Raw genomic sequence first — 20,996 nt, 5'->3', positions numbered from 1 at the left:
TATAAAATGCACTATTTTAGTAAAGTCTCGGAACTTTTATAAAGTTCCATTTAAAATATAATCTTTTCTACCTTTAACCTCATTCAAAATATTTAAATCAGCCATTTTTATCCCTTTCTTATTCAAAAATAAGTTAAACTCTTCAGTCTCATAAAATTTAGCCAATAGAATTCCTTCTTTATTATAGAGATAAAGAATCGCTTCTTGTTTCCCCTCATCACTTTCTGGATAATAAGTTGCCATAACCTTTGAGATTCTCTCCCAATACACACAATTATTTTTAATACTTTTTTCCTTATTTACTCTATATCTTCCTTTAAATCTATACAAAATAATGCCTAAATTATCTGTAGCTTTTGCAAACAAAGCATGCTCTTGATTCCATTTACTTAGTCGTTTAAACTGATAACTCTTGTTTTCTTCATTACTTTTATTTCTTTCAATAAAATAACTTTCGTCCTCAGATAATCTATTATCCCATTCATTATTTGGAACAAACTTTAGACCTTTAATATCAATATCTTTCTCAAACTTATGTGCGGCTCCACTGCCTTGAAGACCTTTATAACCTGATCCGAAACAATTACAGCAATCAACTATTCTTCTAAATGCTGTTTCATCATCTGCATCTATGTAACCTCTTTTAATATATGTATTTGGATTCATCTCTTTCTCCAAATCCCAAGGCACAAATTTCTCTTGAAGAGAAGAAATCATAAGATTAATTTCCTTAACTATCACATCAATATCTTCATGTAATTTATCAATTCCATCTTTCATTTTTACCCTTTTAATTGTGAATCCCGTTGCATTAATAATATCCTTTTCTCTTGTCTGATCCAATTTAATGTTTAATTCATTTTCATGATGTAATTCATCAATTTCCACAATTAATTTAAATTGAGGAAAATATATATCTGCTAAAGCATATTTACTTTTAGCATCTGATTCATTTCTCCAGATATATTGTTGCGTTACCATTTTTACATCAAAATTGTTTATCAAGTGCCATATACGAGTAACTACGTAATTTTCATCGTTCTTTTTGTTTGTTTTTGCTAGTTGTCTTTTTATGTATTGGTATTTTGAATCGTTCATATACGTCACTCCTTAAATATGCTGCCTCTTTATAATATTTACTTTATAACTATACAATACATTTTTAGTTGTTTAAAAAATTGAACGGGTACCTACTTAAGTTAAAATTACATAAAAAGTAAAAAGACGACCTTTATAATAAGCTCGCCTTTTTTATAACAAATTAATAGATTTATTAATAACTCATTAATTATTTTCAACAACATGCTTCAGTAAAATTCTATCTTTAAACCCACCACGATCTCCCTTCTTTTGAAGTCGTACTCTCTCAATTTCCTCAATAGTAATACCTTTTGTTTCAGCTAAAGTATAAAGCACTTCCAAAATATCAGCAATTTCTCCAACAGTTTCTTCAGGTGTTGCATTATAAAACTCCTCAAGTTCTTCTTTTAACTTTTCATTGAGTTTTTCTATGTATTCTGCTTCTCCTATGACTTTTGTCTCATATGCACTACCTGTTTTAGTAATAATAGCCGGAATTTTATCTCTTACTAATTTGTTATAATGTTTTATAGTCATAAAGTACTCTCCTTTTCCACATAATTAGTATAATATATATCTCTTTAAAATTATTCATTTAAATGGGAATGAGTTTGATATTAATGTGAACTATGTTTTTTCAATATTGAATGATTGTAACAACTTTATAATAGTGGTGATAAAATGAATGATTATGTAAATCAATGGCATAACTTAATACTTAATTGTAGTTTTGATAATACTTATAAAATGGTTTGGGGAAAAGCATTAGTAGAATTGTCCTTAAATGTTAGTAATGATTATGACAAGGAATTGGTTGTTTTTGAATTTAAAGATATTGCAGAGCTTTGCTTAAAATATTACTGGAATCAGATTATATACTTTGACTTAATACAGAGTGCAAACTTAAAGAAACCTCCTGAAATAGTTAGTATTACTAAACTATTAATTAATGAGTATTTTATAAAAAAGGGCTCAGTTCAACCAATAAGATTTGAAAAGATAAACTTTAATTCAATTGGATTAACGAATAATTATAATGTCTCCATTAAAAGAATAATAAAAGTTCTAAAACAAGATGTTTGTTGGCGATTCATGAATCTTAACAGTAAAACTTACGAAATTTATAAATTAGACCGTGATGAAGGAAAAGTATATTTTACTAAACAAGATGCTTTATCACTTAAAATTCACAGCGATTTTCTATTAACTTTTATTAATTACAGATGGACACAAATATTAGAGGGTTTTAATTATAGCCCTCGTATCTCTCGAAAAGTGAGAGCTATTGATGAAGATAAAATCAGAAGATCTTCGTTAAAAAAGTTCCATAAATATATTGATATAACATTTGAAGATGGAAATCGTAAATGCTTTTACTGTGGTGAACCAATAATTGAAAATGAATTATCAGTTGATCATGTTATTCCGTGGTCTTATATGTTTTCTGATGACTTGTGGAATTTAGTATACTGCCATAAGGGTGAAAACTCTGAGAAGTCTAATCGTATGCCGTTAGAAAAGGATATTAAAAGGTTAGAGGAACGAAATATATCATTACTACAGGTTCTTGATAGTAAATCAAAAGAATTTGATCAACTACAAATTGCTATTGAAAAGGATTATCTAAAGCAGTTTTGGATTTCATTTAAAGGATAGTAAGTTCGGAAATAATTTTCTTGAAAAAAACTATGATAAATAGTTTGCGAATACTCTATTATTTTAAATTCCACAATGATTGTAAAACTACCTTTGGAAAAATGGCGTTCCCTATTTTAGTAGAGAACGCCATTTTTTAATTCATCAACTTTTCAACAGTAGGAATATCAGCCGGAGCCCATAAAAGTTCATCTAACTCTGAAACATCTTTCCACTCTAATTTTGCATGCTCACTTGCAACTGGAGTTCCTGCTGAAATCTCTGCTTCATATGTTAACAAGTTTACAATAATTGCATCATACTCATGTACAACATCTTCAACTAAATTTGAAACCACAATTTCACAACCTAATTCTTCCTTAATTTCTCGAACTAAAGTCTCCTCAGGCTTCTCACCTTTTTCAATTTTACCACCTGGAAATTCCCACAAGTTTGGTAAACTCATTTCAGGTGATCTAAGAGCACACAAAATTTGATTTTCATTGTTTCGAATTACCGCACCAACTACTTTAATTTGTTTTTTCATTTTTACATCCCTTTATTCATTTTATTTAACTCTATTATATTGTAAAGATTATTCAATTAAAATAAAGGAAGTAATTTTTTCAAATATTAGCTAGAAATAAGAGCAATCACTCTTCCTCATTTTCACCACTAATAATGTAATAGTACAACTTACTATCAATACTGTTTTCCATAATCATATTCATCTGGACAACAGGAAGTTCTTTTTCATCTTTACCTAACATAACCGATTGTTTAACCGTGCTTTTGTCAGGAAGTGCTTGTCCAAAGTAGTAGAAATCTCCACCTTCATCATTATCCTTTTTTACAAAAATATGAATATCAATATTGTTTTCTTTAGCATTTATTATTTTATTAACTTCTTCTGATTCTAATGAACGATTACTTCTTGTAAACCAATTTAAGACTTCCTGATTTATAAATTCATCACCATATGCCACACTGGACTCTACTTCTTCATGTTTATGATAGGTTACAAATATCGGACAAGTATTATATTTCGTTTTGTAACCGTACATTGTTGAACTTTCGTCATTAGCCCAATTTAACAATCTACATGCATCTTTCCTTGTGTATTTTTCATACAGTGTAAGTGGTACATTTGAATGATACCTTTTACTCTTTTCTTTAGATGTTTTAATTACATCCCATACCATTTTCTTAAAGTGATCGTTAATTTGTAAGCTTTCTAAAATCGAACCATTAAACCTAAAATTGTTATTTTCATCTAAGATTACAATTGGTATTTCTCCATATTTACTTTTAAATGAAATTGTAAAAAATGATAAATCAAAAATTCTTTTAACAGAATTTATCGTTGAATCATCAATTGCACAATTAGCTTCTTTCAAATGATCGATATAATCGTTCATCTTTACTATTCCATCGTTTAGAAGTAATTCTAAAAGAATTATTTCATGCTTACGTTTACCATTTAATATTTCTAAAGAAAGGAATGTTAGAACTTTATCTTCATAGTCGCTTAATACAGGAACTTCTTCTTTAAGTTTCAACAAAAATTGATGATAGTTCGAATATTTATTTACGATTACATTTGGATCAATTGAATTGTTAGTAACAAAATCATATAAAAAAGGAGTTCTTCCAATTCTATTTCTTAGTTCAACAAATGCTTCTCTTAGTTTTTTCAACTCTGTTAAATTACTATTATTAATAGAATTAAAGATTAGTTTCTTAGCTATTTCTTCAAAATTAATAGAGGAGACACCTTTAATATAGCTTGAATCTTTCATACTTCTTCGAATGTTATCTTTGTTTAGCGATTTGTCACCTGATAGTGCGATTGGAATTAAATAATTATTTCGGTAATTACCTATAAAATCGATAATCGTAACAAAATCTTTTGAATCATGTTTACGTAATCCTCTACCGAGCTGTTGTATAAAAATAATACTAGATTGTGTTTGTCTAAGCATTACTACTTGATTAACACATGGAATATCAATGCCTTCATTAAAAATATCAACAGTAATGATATAATCCAAGTCTCCATTCTCTAAAAGTTCTACTTGTCTTGCTCTTACATCTTGTGAATGATCCCCAGTTAATGCAAAATTATTATAACCTTTTTGATTCATCGCCAATGACAACTTTTCAGCTTCTTCTTTTCTACTACAAAAAATTAAACCTTTTACTTTATCTCCTGAAAAACCATAGTATTCAATTTTTTCAATCATATGGTTAACACGTTCATCAGTAACTAACTTTGATAATACTGTTGCATCATCAATTGTTTCTCCATCCAACTCAAGATCAGTCACACCAAAATAATGGAAAGGGCACAACATATCTTCCTCAAGTGCTTCTTGTAAACGTATTTCGTATGCAATATTGTAATCAAATAGTTCATAAATATTGAAATCATCAGTTCGCTCAGGTGTTGCAGTCATTCCCATTAAAAACTTAGGTTTAAAATAATTTATTACTTTTTGATAAGATTGGGCTCCTGCTTTATGAACCTCATCTATTAATATATAATCAAATTCTTCAGGATCAAATTCCATTAATGTTTCATCTTTAGAAATTGATTGAATTGTTGCGAATAAATACTTTGCATCTTTTTGTTTATTTGTACCTGATAAAATACCAAAATCCTCTTCAATTCCTCCAAGTACCTTTATATAATCCGATTTAGCTTTTTGCAAAATTTGCTCACGATGAACAATAAATAACATTCGTTTCGGCATATAACTTCTAACATCAAATGCTGAAAGATAAGTTTTCCCCGTCCCTGTTGCTGAAATGATTAATCCTTTATCTTTTCCAGCCTCACGAACTGCTTGAATTTCTGCTAATGCTGCTTCTTGCATTTTATTTGGCACAATTTTTAACGCTTCTTCTATGGGATTAGTTTGATATGAAACTGGGAATTCTGAAACTCGATCGAAAACTCTATTCTTCGCTAACTGAATATAAGCAGTTTCATAATTCTCAATCCATTCCTGGTTTAATGGCTGAGCTTTTTCCCATACATCTTCAAATTGCTCTTTAAAATGACGAACAATTTCACCTTCTTCATGTGAAGTAAGCTTAATATTCCATTCATAATTTACCTTTAAAGCATTGGCAGTAATGTTAGAACTACCAACAATTAGCGAATAGTGAGTGTCATTATTAAAGATATAGCCTTTTGAATGAAAACCCTCTAAATTTGTTAATCGAACATCAACATTCGTAATCTTCATTAATTCTCTAAAAATTTTTGGCTGATTAAAACTTAAATAAGTAGATGTTAAAATACGCCCTCTTACACCCTTACGCTTAAGGTCGAGAAAATGAGACTTTAGCATTGCAAGTCCACTTTCAGTAATAAAAGCTACTGAGAAATAGAATGACTTACAATTATCAAGTTCTTCTAATAATGTAGATAATACATCTTCGTTATTTTTAGTATTATTGACTAGTAACTTTGGAGCAAAACTTCCGTTATAATTATGTTTTTGATCTATAAACCCCTTGTGTAAAGATTCTTCTAGTTTTTGAATAAAATTCACCATGCGATCCCCAATCACTACAGTTTTTTTATTACTCATTTGGATTTTAACTTAAACGAATACTTTTTACTATGATTATTGTCATTCCAATTTACATTTTCTGTAATTAGAATATAAAAGAACCTACTCAAAAAATTGAGTAGGTCTTAATGCTAATGTACAACTTTTTTAATTATCTCAAGAGAATAACCTTAATTATTTTGATATATTTTTGTATAAGTAATTTCTGTGTGCCATGTCGACGTCATATATGTTGGGCAGATCTGCATTAACTGATTCAGTAATAAAAACTGGCCATACTTTTCTCATATAAAAGGTATCCTTAGTAAATAAATTCTTATGCCAAATGAAATATTCTTTATTTTCGGAATGTATTTGTATAATAACCCTTTTGTTTAACCCGTAAGTCAGGTAATACTCTTCACAAATTTTTGAAGAAATGTGTAAACTCCCTTTGCCGTCGAACGCAATTAATCCTTTATCATAAAGAGCATCATGATTACAACATATCAACACTCCGTTGTATTGATCCAAACGTTCACTATTATTGCTATCTTTCCATGGTTTCGAATGGCTAGCTCTAAGTAATTCCGGTAAATTTATATCACACAATGCCCATTTATTTTTCCAGAGTACTAAAAGATCTTTTCTAAATCTTTGTTGATCCAATCTAATTTTAAGTTTTCGCTTCTAATTCTGTCTCTGCTATAACAAAGGGGTTAAATTCATCCTCTTAAACGTAATACTTTTGATTGTCTTTTTTTATGTATGTAATCGAATGTAGATACAATTCTTGCTAAACCAAATCTGTTATTCATCACTTGAATTTCTTCATACATTTTAGTAGAGGACTCAAATACTATAAAATCATATTTAGGGTCATTTAGTATTTCAATGATTTTCTTTTCAACAAAATTATCTATCCAATTAGCCATTGCACTACTTGCCTTCATTCGGAACTGATTTGTTACTCATAAGTAGGTTCCTTATTGATATCTTTAATAATAGATTAAAGCTTTACTTCATTGCTTTGCCAATTCCGCAACATCTAATACTTGAGCTGTTTCTCCTGATAATGATATTAAAAAAAGTAAATTATTCTCTTTTAAATCAAATTTAGAAAGTTCATATAAGACATCATGACGGTGGAAATAATACTCAGCATGTTTACCGACCACTTTCAAATTTTTTATCATCATCTCACAAAATGGCGCAGTATCCCCTACAGCAAAGAATAGTACTCTACGTGCTTCTTTTATTAATTTTGATGTAAGCGCTAGTGTATTTTGATCAATTAAACCAATTGTTTTATGAATGTTATAAGTTAAACTATCCTCTTTTGAAAAATTACTTTGACTGTTCATTTCCTCTTTCAAACTATTTTTCATCTGAGAATACCCATCAAATCCTAACTTTTTTGATAATCTCGTAATCGTATTCGGAACTGTAAATAGCTGATTAGCTAAATATTGTATTGAGTAGCTAACAACCTCTTCCTTATTACTTAGGATGAAATCGACTATTTGATCATCCGTATCGTTTAGCTTATATTCATATTTTTGAATCCTTTCCTTGAATTGTAACATTAAGCAACACACCTACTTATTATGTATTGGAATTAATTTTTTATAAGGTAAATATATCATTACCTTTGCCCACTCTTCACTAATATTGTGTATTGAATACGGATACTAAAAGCTAAAAAAAGAACAACACAATAAGTTGTTCTTTCTCTATTATTTAACAATTAAATAACATACTAGCTGTTGTTTAAATTAAATAAAAGTTCGATATAAGCGGTGTGAACTAGTTTGATATTCTTCTACAAGGATGGTAAAGAATATAAAGTCTTTAACCTAGTTCTGATGAAATAAGTTTTGTTAGACCACAGATAATATCACTCCTTTTTATGGTGCAATTTCATCTAAAATAACTTTGTTTTTTATAAAATCCTTATAATAGTATTCTCCCTTTTCTGCATTCTTCAACTTTACATAAACTAAACAAATTCGTTTACTATCTTTAGCAAAAATAGCATCTAATTTTTCAATATTCTCTTCATTTATTCCTTTTTTTTCAACTAAATACTCTTTAACTGCATGTTCAGATAAGGCAAACTTTACTTGAAAAAAAATAAATGGTGTAAAAATAATTAATATAGTAATATAAATTATTTTTTTCATAATTTATCCCTCCTCTAAATTGATATTAAAGATAAATCAGCTATTTGATCAGCTTGGTAAAAAAAAGAACAGCTCATCTATAAATTGTTCTCTTCATCTATCATTCATTCATTTTTTACTTAACAATAAAATAACGTACTCTAAGTCATTCAAATCATATAAAGGTTCAATATAAGCTGTTTGATTTAAACCTAAATTATCAATTTTAACTTGTTTTACTTTACCTATTTCAATACTAGGTAAAAAGATTCCCCCTAGACCCGAGGTAACAATGATTTCACCAGGTTTTAATTGATCATTTACATTGAAAAGAGTCATTTTTAAATAGCCAGTTTTCTCATCTGCCCCTTTAATTAGGCCTTGTAATTGATGATTATTTTTTGGTTGGACTGAAATATATGAGGTATATGTATTTGCACTTAATAAATCTACTTTTGAAGTATGATCCGAGACTTCGATTACTTTACCTACTAAGCCTTGAGAGGTTATTACATTTGTATTTATTTTTACTCCATCTTTTGATCCCTTATTTATCTCAACAAAGCTGTTCCAAGTACCAAAATCTCTTTTTGTAACGATTGCTACTTCAGTTTTGTATTTTTGACTTTCTTTATTTAGTCTTTCCTTTAGCATTTTTAATTCTTTATTTTCGATAGTAAATTCAGATATATTTGCTTTTAAAGATGTTTCGTTGCTCATTCTCTGATTTAAATAGTCGTTTTCTTTTTTTAATTTAATTAAGTCATTGATATTATTTCTGTAATTTTCGAATGTCTTGCTTTTGGAGAATAGAAACCCACTTGAAAAAAGAATGATGATTAACACGGTAATAATAATTATTTTTTTCATCGCTTTATCCTTTTCTTACCTGTTATTATTATGAATAATTGCAATTTTAATTTAAGGATACCATGAAAAATATCCTAAATAAGAAAGGTAATATGGCAATTTTGTGTTTGAACTATTTTTAGTAGAATCTATTATTTTATTCTTCTTTTTGTAAAAAATAAAAGTTAACTACCAATAGTTGACTGTTGTTTCTGTAAGTATAATAAAAAAAGAGAACAACTTTAAATTGTTCCCTTTCATTAATCCATACATAATTACTTTGCATTAGCATCAGGTTGATGAATTCCAAAAATATTACCTTCAGTATCCTTGAAGTATCCTTGCCAAGCCATCCCAGGCAGTGCATATTTAGGCATTGCTACTTGGCCACCATTTTCAACAATTTTAGCTTCCGTAACGTCGTAGTTTTCTACACCCATCGTACATGCATATCCATTTAATGGTTGGTTTGCTTCAGGAGGAGCACTTTGGCGCTGCATTAAGGCACCATTGATTCCCATTTCGTCCTCATTGCCTGTCACTGCACCAAAGTACGGCATTCCCGCATATTCACTCCAATCTTGAAACGTCCAACCAAATACCTCTTCATAAAACTTCTTTGCACGTTCCATGTTATCAACATGAATTTCGAAATGAACTACTCTTCCCATAGTTTCCTCCTATGTTTTACAAGAATTTTCCTTAACTCATATAGTATGTACACTATATTGCTTATTTATTATTATATTTGATATGGAAAGAAATTCAATTTCCAAAGAAATATTTCTTTTTATGTAATCAATTTTTCAATCGTGGGAAGGTCAGCTGGGGCCCATTCAAGTTCGTTCGTTTAACTCAGAGATTTCTTTCCATTCGATCTTCGCATGTTCATTAGCTACTGGAGTACCGCTTATAATCTTGGTTTCGTAAGTTATCAAATTTACGATTAGATTTGGATACTCATAAATGACATCTTCAACTAATTCAGATACAGCTATTTCGCAACCTAATTCTTCCTTTATTTCACGAACCAACGCCTCTTCAGGTTTCTCATTCTCCTCAATTTTCCCACCAGGAAATTCCCAGCTATTTGGCATGCTCATCTCTGGCGAACGTAAGGCACATAGTATTTGGTTTTGATTGTTTCTTATGACAGCTCCAACTACTTTAATTTGTTTTTTCATTGGTTCCTACTCCCTCTTAATATAATTATTTCTTTATTATTTGGCTCTGTAAAAAAATGATATTTTTCAATATTCCGATAAAAAATGCTATAATTATGTCACATAAGATATTAAAAATGCCTTAAAATATTTTACAATGCTACTGAAAGTTATTTCTCTTTTATTTAATATTATACTTTTTAATTAAAATTAGAGGAGGTCTATGGAAATGTTTAAGTTCAAGAAAGATAAGCTAGAATTTGAAACAAATACTTTGGGAGCAGTTTTACTTACAGGGGTTACCTTAACAGGTATGTATACAGTACATAAATTTTTGCAGAGACCAGACTTAAATGATGTAGTTAAAAGTTCAGTGCCAACACTTACTGGGTATGGAAAAAAAATACTAGAAATGAAAAATAATAAAACTCTTGGTAATTGATACAATAATCGGCAATAGAGTGTAATAGACCAACAAAATTGTTGGTCTATTTTAATTTTGACTCCCAAACTTTTAGTCTATTATTTTCTTCAATATAAATTCACAGATACTTTTTTGAAAGAGGCACTATAAAAGTAGTACTTATGTTCATAATTAGATTTCCACCTTAGTTTTCTTAAAGTAACTTAATGTCTCTTTCAGTCACAATAAGAAGCTGTTAAAATTTCACATATAGTTCATTTTTATGTAAATAAAGTCGTATGTTTTTCTGTTAACATTAAATATATCTAGAGTTAGGTTTGCAAAAAGACCCTGTTTAATAAAGGAAGATGCTAATGAAACCACTGTCAGGATTTCAAAAATTATTCTTTTTAATTTGGATGCCTTGCCTAATACTTGGAAATATTTTTTTGATTAAAGAAGATGGCTTTACTATTTCTATTTGGTATCAGATTATCTTCGCGTTATCAACTTTGATCTTTAGTTATGCTAGTTGGAAAGATAGAAATCTCACAAGATTTTTAATTAATGTTAGCGTGTTTTTAACTATTTCAACTTCAATTTTAATTTATTACATATAGCTGGTACTAAATCTCTATTAATCTATATTGCTCCATTTCTTCTATATAAAAACGCAATCCCAATAACTGGATTGCGCCTCTAAATTTTTACGAACCCGTAGATCGATATTGCCTCACTCCAATTTGCCAAACTAGTAAACAAGGTATAATAAAAACAATCCCTGCAACAGGAGATAACATATAAAGATACCCTCTCCCATCCGTTTTATCTAAAATATACATTAAAGGCAAGTAATTCACACATCCAAACGGAATAACAAATGTAAAAAATTTAGTAATCCATTTCTGATAAATATTCAATGGATATTGCGCCATCTCTCTCCCACCATCTGTAAAAATATTAACCACTTCAAGGCCCTGAATGGTCCAAAAACACATCGTCGCAGCAAGGATAAAAATTCCGGTAAAAATAAAGACCCCACTAATGATCATCAATATAATGGTAACTACTTTCATACTGCTCCATTCGATGGGGAGATTATTTAATGCCCAAATCAAAACAATTAAACTCTGAAGCAATTTACCAATTCTAGTAAACTCGAATTTAGAGCCCATAACTTGAACAATCGTACTTCTAGGACGAACAAGTACCCGATCAAAGCTACCGCTAGCTACTAGACTAGAGAAATTGTCAAATCCACGAGCAAAACATTCACTTAAAGCAAAAGCCATATGGATAATTGCAAAACAAAGTGCAACCTCATAGAAAGTCCATCCTTTAATTTGTCCAAAACGTTCAAATAAAAAGTAAAGACCTGCAAACATCGAGAACGGGATTAAAAACTGGCCAATTGTTAAAAGCCAAAAAGATGTGCGGTATTCCATTTGAGATTTAAAGAGAATCAGAAGATATTTAAAATATAGTTTCATAGTGTCAACCTCCCTGAACCACTACTCTTCGTAAGGCTTTATTAAAAGCGATTCTTCCTAGCCAAACAAGTAAGCTTAACCAAATAATTTGTATGACGATCCCAATTACTGCTTCATTTTGAGGAATATTCCCAGAATAAACCCTAAACGGGAAATCAGCTGTCCATCGAAACGGAAGGAAATAAGCTACTGTCTGAAGCCAAGCTGGCATTAGTGGAATCGGAATTGTTAATCCTGAGAAAAATTCTCCAATTACCCCAAACAGTAGTAATGAGCCTATAGGAGACATTGTCACAAATACTGAAATATAAATGAACATCGAAATTGAAACAAGAAGAAGTAAGCCAAAAATAAGGGCAAACAAAAATAACACAAAGGTTAAGACACTTGGTGGTAACGTCATTTTATAAGGTTGAGGTAATAAGAATGCAACAAGTAGGATCGGGAAACACCGTAAAATTGCACTCGACAAACGTTGGGCTAAAAGTTTTGCGTACCAAAATCCGTAGAGTTCGCATGGTCTACAAAGCTCATATGCTATATTCCCAGTTGTAATCAGATCAAATAGCTCATTATCACGAAACCACAGCATGATGAAAGCTAAAAAGGATTGTTGTAACCATAAGTATGTAATGATTTCTTTTAAAGAGAGTGGTTGAGATTGGACTGTTTGACTATAAAAAGCTTCAAAGATCATGATGTACATAAATCCCCAGAAAAACTGTGTTGCTACCCCTGCCAATGCTGCTGAGCGATATTGCATTCCATTCAATAAGCGTAGTTTTAGGACAGATACATATGGCTTCATATTTGAAACTCCTTGTAAAGACCAACGATAATTTCTTCAATTGGTTGTGCTTCTATCGTCACATCGAGTAAGTCAACCTTACTGGATAAACTTGAAATCACGTCCGATATTTTAACTTGTTCTGTGTCTAAACTTAAAATTGCCCGTTCAGCTGACCATGAAATCATTGTGGTTCCAGGAATTTTAAAAGGATTGTGGTCTTCCCGATAATCTACCGTAATCGTTTTATGAGTCCCAAAATGTTTTCGTAATTCATTCAAGTTCCCATCGAATAATAAACTTCCTTTACCAATTAAAATAACCCGATCAGCTAAAGCTTCGATATCATTCATATCATGCGTCGTAAGAATGACGGTAACGCCCTTTTCTTTATTGATCCTTTTAATGAACTCGCGTACGGCAATTTTTGAAACAGCATCTAGTCCAATTGTCGGTTCATCCAAAAATAAAATTTTAGGGCTATGTAGTAATGATGCCGCGATTTCACAACGCATCCTTTGACCTAAGCTTAATTGTCGTACTGGTGAATGAATAAGACTTTTTAAATCGAGTGTTTCAATGAGTAGATCAAGATTATCTTGATATTCATTTTGAGGAATTTTATAAATATCACGGAGAAGCTCAAACGAGTCTATGACGGGTACATCCCACCACAATTGGGAGCGTTGCCCAAAAACAACACCGATCTGTTTAACGTAGGAAGCTCTTTCCTTCCATGGAGTGTATCCCATTATGTTACACGTCCCTCGATCTGGAACCAATATTCCGCTCATGATTTTGATCGTTGTAGACTTCCCTGCGCCATTCGGACCAATATAACCGACGATTTCCCCCGGTTCAATAGAAAAAGAAATATCATTCAACGCTTCAACAATCGTATGCTCACGATAAAAAAGCCCCTTCACCGCTTGCCTAATTCCTGAAGAACGTTTCGCAACTTTGAAGGATTTGCTTAAACCATCTACTGTAATCAATTTTTTTCGCCTCCTAACTTTTTTTGACTGGAAGAAAAATACTATCATCATACGATCGGCACGTCAATACATTTTTCAGTTTATTCGGTAATTTTAGAAAAATAAAAAAGAATGAAATCAATAAATCAATTAATCTCATCCTTTTTGTCCTTCAAGATTCATTTGTCTAGTTCATACGTTTCCGTTGCTAACATGATAACTTACTTAAATTCAACTGCCATTTCATCTTTAAATCCGAATAAATAAGTAAAAATAAAGCCTGCTACATAAGAGATAAGAACTCCAGTTAAGTATAATAAAACCTGATTTGTATGAACTAAAAATGATAATGGAAGTCCTGAAACCCCGACTGCAATCGTAGCGATATGGTAATGAGCCTGAAATGCTCCTCCTACTCCCGCACCCAAACATGCCGTTAAGAATGGGCGTCCTAGTGGTAGTGTTACACCAAAGATCAATGGTTCACCAATTCCAAGCATTCCTGACGGGAGTCCCCCACCGATTGCACGTTTTAAGCTTTTTTTCTTCGTTTTAAAGTAGATTGCAAAGGCTGCTCCTACTTGACCCGCTCCACCCATCGCAAGGATTGGTAGTAATGGGTCATCTCCAATGGAATTAATTAATTCAAGATGAACCGGCGTCAAACCTTGATGGAGCCCAGTAACGACTAGTGGAAGAAATGTTGCCCCAAGTACAAATCCAGCTACAACTCCTCCATAATCAAGAACATTTAGCAAGCCTTTTGTAATCGCATCCGATACATAACCGCCAACAGGCATAAATACAAGGTATGTAACGATACCTGTTATTAATAACGCTATGGTAGGTGTGAGAATAATATCAAGAGATTGTGGCACAAATTTTCTTACTTGCCTTTCAACTAAAGCGATGAAGATTGCTGCAAACAGAACACCAATTAATCCACCACGTCCAGGAACAAGATTGTGCCCAAACAAAGAGATGTCTGCAACTCCTGGGTTGATGACAAGAATACCAGCCAAAGCTCCAAGCGCTGGAGATCCTCCAAATTCCTTAGCTGCGTTTATTCCGACTAAAATTCCAAGATAAGCAAACAGACCAGATCCGATAACCGTTAAAATAATAGCTAATTTTGAGTCTGCTGCAAGCCATCCCGCTTGAACAATTGCTTTTGTAATACCCGTTATTAATCCTGAAGCTACAAGGGCAGGAATTAATGGAATAAAAATACTTGCGATTCTACGTAAAAACAGTTTAAAAGGTTTTGCATTCTTTCGATCAATCTCTGATTTATTTTTTGAAGCAACTTCATTCAGATCAAAATCAGCAGCTGCTGCAAGCAGTTTATCAAACTCTGCTGCAACTTTATTTACAACACCAGGTCCGAGTATGATTTGAATCGTTTCTTCTTCTACAACTCCTAGAACACCTTCTGTTTTTTTGATTGCATCTATGTCGACCTTTGAATGATCTTTCGACGCTACGCGTAATCTTGTCATACAATGAGTAGACGTCGTAATATTCTCCGCTCCGCCTAAATGCTCTAATAAATGTTCGGCCATTATTAAGTATTTGCTAATCCCCTTTGCCATCTTCATAACTCCTTTCAAAATAATCCTACCTTTTTAGTTTGAAATATTTATGAGAATAGTAGGAGCTGATAGATTGATAGTTTTTTATATCCTTTATCACCCCTCCATTAACAATTTAAATACAAGTGTATTTGTTCAAATAATACATCTTGATTCTTTCATCAATTTCAGTACTTAATACGAAGAAAATTTCAAATTTACTATTATATAATTTGAAATTTTGTTTTAATTTTACGCGAATGACCTTGCTTTTATGACAAGGTATTAAGAGGAAAGAATAGGATATTAAGTAGAGTTATAAAAAAATAGACGCATCCCATGTAACTGGAATGCGTCCTACCTATATCTTTCCTATCTTCCTTGAAATTTCTTCAGCTGCCTTCATTACTTCATCAATCAAGAACGGAACACGTTCCTGAGTAAAACGAAATCCTGGTACATTCACACTTAAAGCAGCCAGTACTTTGTTGTTATATCCAGTAATTGGAGCCGCAATAGCCGCCGTATCCTCTGTTTTTTCACTTTGACTGATTGCATAGCCATTTTGCCTGATTTCAACTAGTTGCTGTTTTAAAGTTGAAATTGTATTAGGTGAAAGATTTAACTGATCTAGTATTTGTTGAATTTCATACTCTTTCATATAAGCCAGAATGGTTTTATTGGGAGCACCAATATGTAGTGGAATTCGAATCCCCAAATTTTCAGCTATTCTAATTTTTAAAGGGCTGTCAATTTTATCAATTACAATTCCATCTATTCCACTCTCAATATTTAAATAAATACTTTCCTCTACATGGTTCGCCAAACGCTCCATTACTGGTCTTGCAACTAATCTGAAATCCATTTTATCTAGTTGACGGAGGCCAAGTTCCATCCATTTATACCCTAGCTTGTAATGCTTGGTTTCAGGTATTTGTACAACAAGTCCATGTTGGATTAAAGCGTTTAGTAATCGGTGAAGCGTACCGAGAGATAGAGATGTTTTTTCCGCTAATTCGGTGATTTGCCAATTACTTTTGGATTCATCTGAATTTAGGATATCAATAATAAGCATAGCTCGGTCAATTGATTGGACCATGATCATAACTCCTATGACTCTTCACTTCTTATTTTGGGGAGTCCGTTCAAAACTCTGGGAAGTTTCCTTGTTAGGTGGATTCCCGTTCATTACGTACTAGTAGTACGTAATTTTCTTTAAAGATGCGTTGAATTTTAGGATCTCAGCTCTTCTTGTTTTCATTTCGAACTTGCAAATGAATAATGGTGAGAGTAATTTTTTACATCTATCATACAAGTATATCGTCTGATTTTCCAAGTAATTTACAACTTTATTGACTCTAATGATGCATTCGATTTATTTTTTCTTATTTTTCGTTTTTTACCACGACTCACATCTAAAGAATCTTCAAGCTTTTTAACGCCAAACGTAATGATTAACACAAGGGCAAGATAATATAAACCTACTACGATATATGTATTCATCTGTTCAAAGTTAGAGGCAGCCTCACTTAGTCCTGCTCCCCATAAATCTTGCATCCCGACATATGCTACAAGTGAAGAATCTTTTAATCCAATAATAAACTGATTACCAAGAGCAGGTATCGCCATTTTAAATGCTTGAGGAAGTACGATTCTTCTCATTGCTAAAGGTTGTGACATCCCAAGGGAACGGGCAGCTTCCAATTGCCCTTTGTCAATTGATTGAATGGAACCTCGAAAGATTTCCGCAATATATGCTCCACTATGTACACCTAACGCAATTGCACCAGCCCAAAACTGCGAGAATGTAATAATACTAGAAAGTCCGAAATATAAAATGGCAATTTGAACAATAAGCGGTGTCCCACGAATGACCGTAATATAGAGATTAGCAATATAATTAAGCACTTTAATTCGGGAGAGTCTTAAAAATGCAAAAATAAGTCCGATTCCACTTCCCAAAATAGTCGATACAATGGTTAATTTTAATGTTAATAAAGTTGCTACTAAAAACACATGAAATGTATTTAATAATATATGCATGAACCTCACCCCTCAACTTGTCCTAAAAAATCTTAGGTTCTTATTTTACGCTAGTATTCTATTATTTTTTTTCTTCAAGAATATTGCGGCCAAACCACTTTTGACTAATTTTTTCGTAAGTTCCATCTTTAATCATTTCATCTAAAGCCTTATTAATTTTCTTCTCAAGTTCTTTATCATCTTTCCTTACAGCAATTGCTTGATTATCGTGAGTTAGTGGTGTACCAACATCTTTGATTTTAGCCTTTCCTTCTTTAATGACTCTAAAGCCAACCATTTGATCCGTAATGACAGCATCTAATCTACCAGTCGGAAGATCCATAATAGCCGTCAGGTCACTATCGTAATCAACTACATTTTCTTTCCCAGTATATTTAATCGCTAAATCTTTATATGGGCTTGCTTTTACAACGCCAATTTTCTTCCCTTTTAAATCCTCAACAGATTTGATTTCCTTATTATGATCAGCAACAAAAATCTGAGAACCTGAAATATAATAAGGATGACTGAAATCAACCACTTTTAATCGTTCATCAGTGATCGTCATACTCCCCAAAATCGCATCATATTTATTGGACACTAATCCTTGTACAATTGTTTCCCATGGGTTTGTGACTGGTACAGCTTTCATGCCCATTTTTTCTGATAGTGCTTTACCGATTTCTACGTCAAATCCAGTAAGCTTACCATCTTCTTTAAAGTTAAATGGTTTATATAACCCACTCATCGCGTAATGAAATTCTTTTGAACTCGCTTGATTTCCGGTTTTATCTGCCCCACATCCACTTAGAAACATTGCCCCTGCTATCATTGAAGATAATAAAATACCATGCCAATTCTTTTTCATTACACTTACCTCCATCAATTTTTTTTTATAAAATACTATTCAGAAATTGCTTTGTTCTTTCATTTTGTGGATTTTCAAAAAACTGTTGAGGTGTACCCTCCTCTAAAATGAGACCTTCCTCCATGAATAAAACTCGGTCCGCTACACCGCGAGCAAAGCCCATTTCATGAGTGACGACAACCATTGTCATACCTTCACTTGCTAACTGTTTCATAACTTGAAGAACCTCTCCTACCAGTTCAGGATCCAAGGCGGAAGTAGGCTCATCAAACAGCATTACCCTCGGGTTCATCGCAAGTGCACGTGCAATCGCAACCCTTTGTTTTTGTCCTCCTGATAACATATCTGGATATTCATCAGCCTTATCTGTCAGTCCAACCTTCTCGAGCAAAACATAAGCTACCTCTTTTGCTTCACTCTTTTTCATTCCTTTAACATGAATAGGAGCTTCAATGATATTTTCTAAAACAGTTTTATGCGGAAAGAGATTGAAGTGTTGAAAAACCATACCAACCTCCGCCCGAATTTTATTCAAATCTGTTTTACTAGGCTGAACTAATTCACCATCAAAATAAATGTCTCCTGAATCATTGATTTCTAAAAAGTTTAAACATCTTAAAAGTGTGCTCTTCCCTGATCCGCTTGCTCCTAATAAAACAACCACTTCTTTTTCTTCAATCGTTAAATCAATTCCTTTTAAAACTTGTAAAGGCCCAAATGATTTACTTACACTTTTGATCTGAATCATATTCATCCCACCCTCCCATCGAGTAAATAACAACACTTTTTCCATAATGCGGAAACCATTTTTATTGTACTGAAATTATACACAATTCTGATTATTATGTCATTAAGTAATTTTCTTTCAATTTCCAGAAGTCTATCTGTAAAATCTTACCAATCACCCAAAACTAGGCGAATGCATATATTGTTATCCAATCTATGTAACGAAAGGGGGCTATTCTCATGCATGTCGATTTAACTGCCATTCATTGGCTTTATGTAGCATTTATAGGTTTAATTATTTTATTTTTAATTCTGAGACGTGACACAAGCTTAGTCTGCCTCGCAGGCATTTTCCTTCTTGGCTTGGTAGCTACTGAGTCACTATCTAGTTCAGTCAGTATCTTATTTTCAAGTTTCATATACGCCATAACTGAATTACTTTCTACTATTTTAGTTATCTCAATTATTGTTTCTATGAGTAAAGCTTTAACTGATAGCGGAGTGCATCAAGCACTCATTAGTCCATTTACAAAGGTGATGAGAAACGCCACATTAGCTTATTGGACGATAGGTATTGTCATGATGGTTGTATCTTGGTTTTTCTGGCCTTCTCCTGCGGTGGCATTAATTGGTGCGGTGTTACTTCCAGTTGCTTTAAGAGTTGGGTTACCAGCATTAGGTGTTGCGATGGCAATGAATTTATTCGGTCACGGTATTGCTCTTTCAAGTGATTACGTAATTCAAGGGGCACCTAAACTAACAGCTGACGCGGCTGGCATTCCGGTTTCGGATGTAATACACGCTAGTATTCCACTCGTGATCGTAATGGGTGTCGTGACAACTGTAGTTGCTTTCTACTTCTTAAAACGGGATATGAAAAGAGGACTTTTAACAGTCGAAATACCTGAAGAAGATACAAAAGTCGAGGACTATTTACTTTCATCTACTCAACAAAAATGGACGGCCGCTCTTGTTTTCATTTTATTTGCAGTAGATATTTGGGCGATGGTTCACTTCAATTTACAAGGTGGAGATGCGACAGCACTAATCGGGGGTACTGCATTAATCATCCTTTCATTTCTATCAATGTTAGGGCATAAAAATAAAGGTTTTGAAGAGGTAACAAATTATTTAATTCATGGATTCAAATTCGGATTTAGAGTATTTGGACCAGTTATTCCAATTGCTGCTTTCTTCTATCTTGGGGATAGTGGATTTACGGCAATTATAGGGGATTACTTGCCTAAAGGCTCACATGGAATTGTAAATGATTTAGGATTTGCTTTAGCGCATTCAGTACCTGTAAATCCTGGGGTTGCAGGCGTAACCTTAACAACTGTTGGGGCAATTACAGGTTTAGATGGATCTGGATTCTCTGGCATTTCACTTGCTGGGTCTGTTGCCTCTTTATTTGCTACGGCAATTGGTCATGGAGTTGCAACTTTGACAGCTATGGGGCAGATTGCAGCGATTTGGGTTGGTGGAGGAACATTGATTCCTTGGGCTTTAATACCTGCTGCGGCGATTTGTAATGTTAGTCCGTTTGAGTTGGCTAGACGGAATTTGTTGCCTGTTTTGATTGGGTTGGTTGTTACTACTGTTGTTGCTATATTTTTGATTTAACTCTATTGAAGAGTATTTAATTAACGAGATTCTTTATTCTTAAATAGAAAAAAAAATAAAAAAAGCTACACATAAACTATCAA

At 32.4% G+C, this 20,996-nt stretch carries 20 protein-coding genes and 2 pseudogenes; 3 read left to right on the top strand and 19 right to left on the bottom strand.

Annotation, left to right across the window (positions count from 1 at the left end):
* Positions 1-36 precede the first annotated feature (36 nt).
* Both RAH41_RS21420 and RAH41_RS21415 read right to left on the bottom strand, forming a co-directional pair.
* Positions 37-1,098, bottom strand: coding sequence for an AbaSI family restriction endonuclease (locus RAH41_RS21420; RefSeq protein ID WP_331225302.1), 1,062 nt, complete (start codon positions 1,096-1,098; stop codon positions 37-39).
* 186 nt (positions 1,099-1,284) lie between these two features.
* Entirely contained in the window at positions 1,285-1,617 is a 333-nt protein-coding gene (locus tag RAH41_RS21415) for a nucleoside triphosphate pyrophosphohydrolase (RefSeq protein WP_331225301.1), read from the bottom strand.
* A gap of 144 nt (positions 1,618-1,761) precedes the next feature.
* Here RAH41_RS21415 and RAH41_RS21410 point away from each other — a divergent pair, with 144 nt between their 5' ends.
* A complete protein-coding gene (locus RAH41_RS21410) occupies positions 1,762-2,736 on the top strand; it encodes an HNH endonuclease domain-containing protein (RefSeq protein ID WP_331225300.1) in 975 nt (324 codons plus the stop codon).
* A gap of 136 nt (positions 2,737-2,872) precedes the next feature.
* Here the strand turns inward: RAH41_RS21410 and RAH41_RS21405 are convergent, their stop codons facing one another.
* From RAH41_RS21405 to mutT, 9 genes and pseudogenes are all read right to left on the bottom strand, one after another.
* A complete protein-coding gene (locus RAH41_RS21405) occupies positions 2,873-3,262 on the bottom strand; it encodes a (deoxy)nucleoside triphosphate pyrophosphohydrolase (RefSeq protein ID WP_331225299.1) in 390 nt (129 codons plus the stop codon).
* A gap of 106 nt (positions 3,263-3,368) precedes the next feature.
* Positions 3,369-6,278 (bottom strand): DEAD/DEAH box helicase, encoded by a 2,910-nt coding sequence (locus RAH41_RS21400; protein ID WP_331225298.1) that lies wholly within the window; start codon positions 6,276-6,278, stop codon positions 3,369-3,371.
* Between the two features lie 324 nt (positions 6,279-6,602).
* Positions 6,603-6,987: pseudogene (locus RAH41_RS21395) on the bottom strand (HNH endonuclease); the annotation flags it as partial.
* Between the two features lie 13 nt (positions 6,988-7,000).
* The gene (locus tag RAH41_RS21390) at positions 7,001-7,210 is read right to left on the bottom strand and encodes a DNA/RNA helicase domain-containing protein (RefSeq protein ID WP_419471636.1); all 210 of its coding nucleotides are present in this window, start codon (positions 7,208-7,210) and stop codon (positions 7,001-7,003) included.
* A gap of 87 nt (positions 7,211-7,297) precedes the next feature.
* The gene (locus RAH41_RS21385; protein WP_331225297.1) at positions 7,298-7,861 is read right to left on the bottom strand and encodes a MurR/RpiR family transcriptional regulator; all 564 of its coding nucleotides are present in this window, start codon (positions 7,859-7,861) and stop codon (positions 7,298-7,300) included.
* Between the two features lie 321 nt (positions 7,862-8,182).
* Complete coding sequence (locus RAH41_RS21380; protein ID WP_331225296.1) at positions 8,183-8,458, bottom strand: hypothetical protein; 276 nt, start codon at positions 8,456-8,458, stop codon at positions 8,183-8,185.
* Between the two features lie 108 nt (positions 8,459-8,566).
* Positions 8,567-9,307, bottom strand: a complete 741-nt coding sequence (gene mreC / locus RAH41_RS21375) for a rod shape-determining protein MreC (RefSeq protein WP_331225295.1) — start codon at positions 9,305-9,307, stop codon at positions 8,567-8,569.
* 254 nt (positions 9,308-9,561) lie between these two features.
* Complete coding sequence (locus tag RAH41_RS21370; RefSeq protein ID WP_331225294.1) at positions 9,562-9,957, bottom strand: VOC family protein; 396 nt, start codon at positions 9,955-9,957, stop codon at positions 9,562-9,564.
* 119 nt (positions 9,958-10,076) lie between these two features.
* Positions 10,077-10,470: pseudogene (gene mutT / locus RAH41_RS21365) on the bottom strand (8-oxo-dGTP diphosphatase MutT).
* Between the two features lie 208 nt (positions 10,471-10,678).
* Here mutT and RAH41_RS21360 point away from each other — a divergent pair.
* Complete coding sequence (locus tag RAH41_RS21360; RefSeq protein ID WP_331225293.1) at positions 10,679-10,891, top strand: hypothetical protein; 213 nt, start codon at positions 10,679-10,681, stop codon at positions 10,889-10,891.
* Positions 10,892-11,559: 668 nt separating this feature from the next.
* On the opposite strand, the gene RAH41_RS21355 is transcribed toward RAH41_RS21360, so the two are convergent.
* The 8 genes from RAH41_RS21355 to RAH41_RS21320 all read right to left on the bottom strand — a co-directional run bounded on the left by RAH41_RS21355 (position 11,560) and on the right by RAH41_RS21320 (position 19,312).
* Complete coding sequence (locus RAH41_RS21355; RefSeq protein ID WP_331225292.1) at positions 11,560-12,342, bottom strand: ABC transporter permease; 783 nt, start codon at positions 12,340-12,342, stop codon at positions 11,560-11,562.
* A 4-nt stretch (positions 12,343-12,346) separates the two neighbouring features.
* Entirely contained in the window at positions 12,347-13,150 is an 804-nt protein-coding gene (locus tag RAH41_RS21350) for an ABC transporter permease (RefSeq protein WP_331225291.1), read from the bottom strand.
* Complete coding sequence (locus RAH41_RS21345) at positions 13,147-14,124, bottom strand: ABC transporter ATP-binding protein (RefSeq protein WP_331225290.1); 978 nt, start codon at positions 14,122-14,124, stop codon at positions 13,147-13,149. The genes RAH41_RS21350 and RAH41_RS21345 overlap by 4 nt, the downstream gene beginning before the upstream one ends.
* Positions 14,125-14,324: 200 nt before the next feature.
* Positions 14,325-15,665: a PTS transporter subunit EIIC gene (locus RAH41_RS21340; RefSeq protein ID WP_419471638.1), complete on the bottom strand. Its 1,341-nt coding sequence runs from the start codon at positions 15,663-15,665 to the stop codon at positions 14,325-14,327.
* Between the two features lie 370 nt (positions 15,666-16,035).
* Positions 16,036-16,773, bottom strand: coding sequence for an IclR family transcriptional regulator (locus tag RAH41_RS21335; protein ID WP_331225288.1), 738 nt, complete (start codon positions 16,771-16,773; stop codon positions 16,036-16,038).
* A 242-nt stretch (positions 16,774-17,015) separates the two neighbouring features.
* On the bottom strand, positions 17,016-17,717 hold the full coding sequence (locus RAH41_RS21330; RefSeq protein WP_331225287.1) for an amino acid ABC transporter permease: 702 nt from the start codon (positions 17,715-17,717) through the stop codon (positions 17,016-17,018).
* A 61-nt stretch (positions 17,718-17,778) separates the two neighbouring features.
* Positions 17,779-18,513 carry an ABC transporter substrate-binding protein gene (locus RAH41_RS21325; protein WP_419471637.1) on the bottom strand — a complete coding sequence of 245 codons (735 nt, stop codon included), beginning with the start codon at positions 18,511-18,513 and terminating at the stop codon, positions 17,779-17,781.
* A 76-nt stretch (positions 18,514-18,589) separates the two neighbouring features.
* Positions 18,590-19,312, bottom strand: a complete 723-nt coding sequence (locus RAH41_RS21320; protein ID WP_331225316.1) for an amino acid ABC transporter ATP-binding protein — start codon at positions 19,310-19,312, stop codon at positions 18,590-18,592.
* A 218-nt stretch (positions 19,313-19,530) separates the two neighbouring features.
* Between RAH41_RS21320 and RAH41_RS21315 the strand changes: the two genes are divergently transcribed.
* The gene (locus tag RAH41_RS21315; RefSeq protein ID WP_331225286.1) at positions 19,531-20,913 is read left to right on the top strand and encodes a hypothetical protein; all 1,383 of its coding nucleotides are present in this window, start codon (positions 19,531-19,533) and stop codon (positions 20,911-20,913) included.
* The last annotated feature ends 83 nt before the right edge of the window (positions 20,914-20,996 follow it).

The sequence above is a fragment of the Gottfriedia acidiceleris genome (genome assembly GCF_036421055.1).
Taxonomy (GTDB): domain Bacteria; phylum Bacillota; class Bacilli; order Bacillales; family Bacillaceae_G; genus Gottfriedia; species Gottfriedia acidiceleris_C.
This window is presented reverse-complemented; position numbering and strand designations above follow the sequence as displayed.

Excerpts from the sequence above, each read along its gene's own strand:
- RAH41_RS21420 (WP_331225302.1), bottom strand. The coding sequence starts at position 1,098 with ATGAACGATTCAAAATACCAATACATAAAAAGACAACTAGCAAAAACA.
- RAH41_RS21415 (WP_331225301.1), bottom strand. The coding sequence starts at position 1,617 with ATGACTATAAAACATTATAACAAATTAGTAAGAGATAAAATTCCGGCT.
- RAH41_RS21410 (WP_331225300.1), top strand. The coding sequence starts at position 1,762 with ATGAATGATTATGTAAATCAATGGCATAACTTAATACTTAATTGTAGT.
- RAH41_RS21405 (WP_331225299.1), bottom strand. The coding sequence starts at position 3,262 with ATGAAAAAACAAATTAAAGTAGTTGGTGCGGTAATTCGAAACAATGAA.
- RAH41_RS21400 (WP_331225298.1), bottom strand. The coding sequence starts at position 6,278 with ATGGTGAATTTTATTCAAAAACTAGAAGAATCTTTACACAAGGGGTTT.
- RAH41_RS21390 (WP_419471636.1), bottom strand. The coding sequence starts at position 7,210 with ATGGCTAATTGGATAGATAATTTTGTTGAAAAGAAAATCATTGAAATA.
- RAH41_RS21385 (WP_331225297.1), bottom strand. The coding sequence starts at position 7,861 with ATGTTACAATTCAAGGAAAGGATTCAAAAATATGAATATAAGCTAAAC.
- RAH41_RS21380 (WP_331225296.1), bottom strand. The coding sequence starts at position 8,458 with ATGAAAAAAATAATTTATATTACTATATTAATTATTTTTACACCATTT.
- mreC (WP_331225295.1), bottom strand. The coding sequence starts at position 9,307 with ATGAAAAAAATAATTATTATTACCGTGTTAATCATCATTCTTTTTTCA.
- RAH41_RS21370 (WP_331225294.1), bottom strand. The coding sequence starts at position 9,957 with ATGGGAAGAGTAGTTCATTTCGAAATTCATGTTGATAACATGGAACGT.
- RAH41_RS21360 (WP_331225293.1), top strand. The coding sequence starts at position 10,679 with ATGTTTAAGTTCAAGAAAGATAAGCTAGAATTTGAAACAAATACTTTG.
- RAH41_RS21355 (WP_331225292.1), bottom strand. The coding sequence starts at position 12,342 with ATGAAACTATATTTTAAATATCTTCTGATTCTCTTTAAATCTCAAATG.
- RAH41_RS21350 (WP_331225291.1), bottom strand. The coding sequence starts at position 13,150 with ATGAAGCCATATGTATCTGTCCTAAAACTACGCTTATTGAATGGAATG.
- RAH41_RS21340 (WP_419471638.1), bottom strand. The coding sequence starts at position 15,665 with ATGGCCGAACATTTATTAGAGCATTTAGGCGGAGCGGAGAATATTACG.
- RAH41_RS21335 (WP_331225288.1), bottom strand. The coding sequence starts at position 16,773 with ATGGTCCAATCAATTGACCGAGCTATGCTTATTATTGATATCCTAAAT.
- RAH41_RS21330 (WP_331225287.1), bottom strand. The coding sequence starts at position 17,717 with ATGCATATATTATTAAATACATTTCATGTGTTTTTAGTAGCAACTTTA.
- RAH41_RS21325 (WP_419471637.1), bottom strand. The coding sequence starts at position 18,513 with ATGTTTCTAAGTGGATGTGGGGCAGATAAAACCGGAAATCAAGCGAGT.
- RAH41_RS21320 (WP_331225316.1), bottom strand. The coding sequence starts at position 19,312 with ATGATTCAGATCAAAAGTGTAAGTAAATCATTTGGGCCTTTACAAGTT.
- RAH41_RS21315 (WP_331225286.1), top strand. The coding sequence starts at position 19,531 with ATGCATGTCGATTTAACTGCCATTCATTGGCTTTATGTAGCATTTATA.